General features: G+C 74.6%; 3 protein-coding genes. All 3 read left to right on the forward strand.

Translation table 11 applies throughout. From position 1 onward, the window contains the following. The first annotated feature begins 126 nt into the window (after positions 1 to 126). The 3 genes from FOE67_RS21090 to FOE67_RS21100 all read left to right on the forward strand — a co-directional run bounded on the left by FOE67_RS21090 (position 127) and on the right by FOE67_RS21100 (position 3,017). Positions 127 to 1,050 carry an ABC transporter ATP-binding protein gene (locus FOE67_RS21090; RefSeq protein ID WP_182666417.1) on the forward strand — a complete coding sequence of 308 codons (924 nt, stop codon included), beginning with the start codon at positions 127 to 129 and terminating at the stop codon, positions 1,048 to 1,050. Positions 1,051 to 1,133: 83 nt separating this feature from the next. Beyond that, positions 1,134 to 1,865, forward strand: a complete 732-nt coding sequence (locus FOE67_RS21095; RefSeq protein WP_182666418.1) for an ABC transporter permease — start codon at positions 1,134 to 1,136, stop codon at positions 1,863 to 1,865. A gap of 93 nt (positions 1,866 to 1,958) precedes the next feature. Then, positions 1,959 to 3,017: a COX15/CtaA family protein gene (locus FOE67_RS21100; RefSeq protein WP_323385223.1), complete on the forward strand. Its 1,059-nt coding sequence runs from the start codon at positions 1,959 to 1,961 to the stop codon at positions 3,015 to 3,017. Positions 3,018 to 3,123: the final 106 nt, after the last annotated feature.

Consider the following 3,123-nt stretch of genomic DNA (forward strand, 5'->3'; position numbering starts at 1 on the left):
CCCCACCACCACCGTCCGGCCCCGGGGATTCGACGGAAAGTCCCCCCGGGCATCGGGGGCGAGCGGCGAACGACGGCCCGGACCCCGCCTCGCGGACCGCCCGTTCCACCGCCGTAGACTCCCCGCATGAGCAACGACGCGGCGGTCGAGATCACCGGCCTGGTGAAGCGGTACGGCCGACGGATCGCCGTCGACGGCCTGGACCTGACCGTCCGGAAGGGCTCGGTCACCTCCGTCCTCGGCCCCAACGGCGCCGGCAAGACCACCACCGTGGAGAGCTGCGAGGGGTATCGCCGCCCCGACGCCGGCACGGTCCGTGTCCTGGGTCTGGACCCGATCGCGGACGGCCCCGCACTGCGTCCGCGGATCGGGGTGATGCTGCAGAACGGCGGTGTCTACCCGGGCGTGCGGGCCATGGAGATGCTGCGGCACGTCGCCCGGCTCCACGCGCACCCCCTGGACCCGGACGCGCTCGGTGAGCGGTTGGGCCTGGAGCCCTGCGGGCGGACCCCCTACCGTCGGCTCTCCGGAGGCCAGCAGCAGCGCCTGGCCCTCGCGCTCGCTCTGGTGGGCCGGCCCGAACTGGTCTTCCTGGACGAGCCCACCGCCGGGCTGGACCCCGGCGGACGCCACCTCACCCGGGATCTCATCCGGGAACTGCGCCGGGACGGCGTCACCGTGGTGCTCACCACCCATCTCATCGACGAGGCCGAGGAGCTCTCCGACCGGGTCGCCATCATCGACGGCGGTCGGGTGATCGCCGAGGGCACGCCCGAGGAGCTGTGCCGGGGCGGCTCCGACAGCCTCCGCTTCTCCGGACGCCCCGGCCTCGACCTCAAGGCCCTCGCCGACGCGCTGCCCGAGAACTGCGAGGCGGCGGAGCCGGCGCCCGGCGGATACCGGATCACCGGACGGATCACCCCGCAGGTGCTGGCCACCGTCACCGCCTGGTGCGCGCAGCACGGCGTGCTGCCGGACCGGATCACCACCCGGCGGCACAGCCTGGAGGACGTCTTCCTCGATCTGACCGGCAGGGAGCTGCGACCGTGATCGACCGATCCCCCACCACCGGTGACGCGACCGGGACCCCCGGGGACTTCGCCCCGCGCCCCGGGGCCGCCCCCCTGCCGCGCATGATCGCCGCCCAGGCCGCGCTGGAGACGCGGATGCTGCTGCGGCACGGCGAGCAACTGCTGCTGACCATGGTGATCCCGACCCTGATCCTGGTCGTCTTCAGCGGCCTGGACCTGATCGACCTCGGCGCGGGTCGGGAGGATCGCGCCGGCAGGCTGGAGTTCCTGGCCCCCGGCGTACTGGCCCTGGCGGTCCTCTCCACCGCCTTCACCGGTCAGGCCATCGCCACCGGTTTCGAGCGGCGCTACGGCGTGCTCAAGCGGCTGGGGTCCACCCCGCTGCCGCGGGCGGGACTGATGACCGCGAAGACCGGCGCCGTGCTGGCCACCCTGTCCCTGCAGATCGTCCTGCTCTCCTCGGTGGCCCTGGCGCTGGGGTGGGAGCCGCGGGGCAACCCGTTCTCCGCCGCCCTGCTGATCCTGCTGGGCACCGCCGCCTGCGCCGGTCCCGGGTTGCTGTTGGCGGGCACCCTCCGGGCGGAGGCCACGCTGGCCGCCGCCAACCTGGTCTTCGTCCTGCTGCTGGTGGGTGGCGGGGTGGTGATCCCGTTGGAGAACTTCCCCGCGCCGGTCGCGGAGGTGCTGGCCCTGGGCCCCTCGGCCGCCCTCGCCGACGGCCTGCGGGCCGTGCTGGCCGACGGCGCGGCCCTGCCGCTCGGCCCGGTGGTGATCCTGACCGCCTGGGCGGTGGCCTCCCTCGCGGCGGCGGCCCGTTTCTTCCGCTGGGAGTGACCGGGCGGGTACCGGGGAGCGGGCGGGGGTGGGGTCCGTCCCATCCGCGGACCCCCTGCCGGGTGCCCGATTCGCCCGTGTCACCATGAACGGGTGCGTGAACTGCTGACCGCCCTGCGCAATCCGCTCGCCGCCCTCGACCGACGGTGGACCCCGAGCCCCCGAACGCTCCGCGTGGCCACCAACGCCGCGCTGGTGATGAGCGTGGTCATCGTGGTCACCGGCGGCGCGGTGCGCCTGACCGGCTCCGGCCTGGGCTGCGACACCTGGCCCAAGTGCACCGGGGACAGCCTGGTGACCACCCCCGAGATGGGTGTCCACGGGGTCATCGAGTTCGGCAACCGACTGCTGACCTACGTGCTGGCCGCCGCGATCGGATGGGTGATCGTCGCCTCCCGCTGCGCGAACCCGCGGCGGCGGTCGGTGACCCGCCTGGGGTGGTACCAGGTGGGCGTGGTGCTGGCCAACGCGATCGTGGGCGGGATCACGGTGCTCACCGGCCTGAACCCCTTCTCGGTCGCCGCGCACTTCCTGCTGGCCACCGCGCTGATCACACTGACCACCATCGCGCGACGGCGCGCCCGGGAGGGTGACGAGGCCCCGCATCCGCTGGTCGGCCCACCGGTGCGCCGCGCGGTGTACGCGGTCACCGCCGCGTGCGGCGCACTCGTCGTGGTCGGCACCGGGGTCACCGGCAGCGGTCGGCACGCCGGCGACCCGGGTGAGATCACCCGGATGCCCTTCGACTGGGAGATGATCACCCGGCTGCACGCCGCCCTCGCCTGGGTGGTGGTCCTCGGCACGATCGCGGTGATCGTGGGCATGCGGTTGATGGACGCGCCCGCGGGGCCCCGGGCCCGGGCGAGGGACCTGTTGATCGTGCTGCTGGCGCAGGGCGCCGTGGGATACGTCCAGTACGCCCTCGACGAGCCCGAACTGTTGGTGGGCATCCATCTGCTGGGTGCCGCGGTGACCTGGGTCGCGATGATCCGCCTGGTGCTCTCCCTGCGTGATCGCGGACCGGTCCCGGAGCGCCCCGGGGACGGCGACCGCGCTCCCGCGACCCCGGCGGCGAGGGAACCGATCGCGGACTCCCCCCTGCCGACCGGCGCCACCGCCGGGGACGGGGAACGGGCGCCCGCCGGGGTCTGAGCCCCACCCGCGACCACCCGCCCCGCGACCCCGCGTACGCGGGGTCCTCGTCACCCGGGAGACCCGCGACACCGCCCGGGGGCCGCGGACACGGCGCCCGTTCACC

This window comes from Streptomyces calidiresistens (assembly GCF_014141525.1).
In the GTDB taxonomy this organism is placed as follows: domain Bacteria; phylum Actinomycetota; class Actinomycetes; order Streptomycetales; family Streptomycetaceae; genus Streptomyces; species Streptomyces calidiresistens.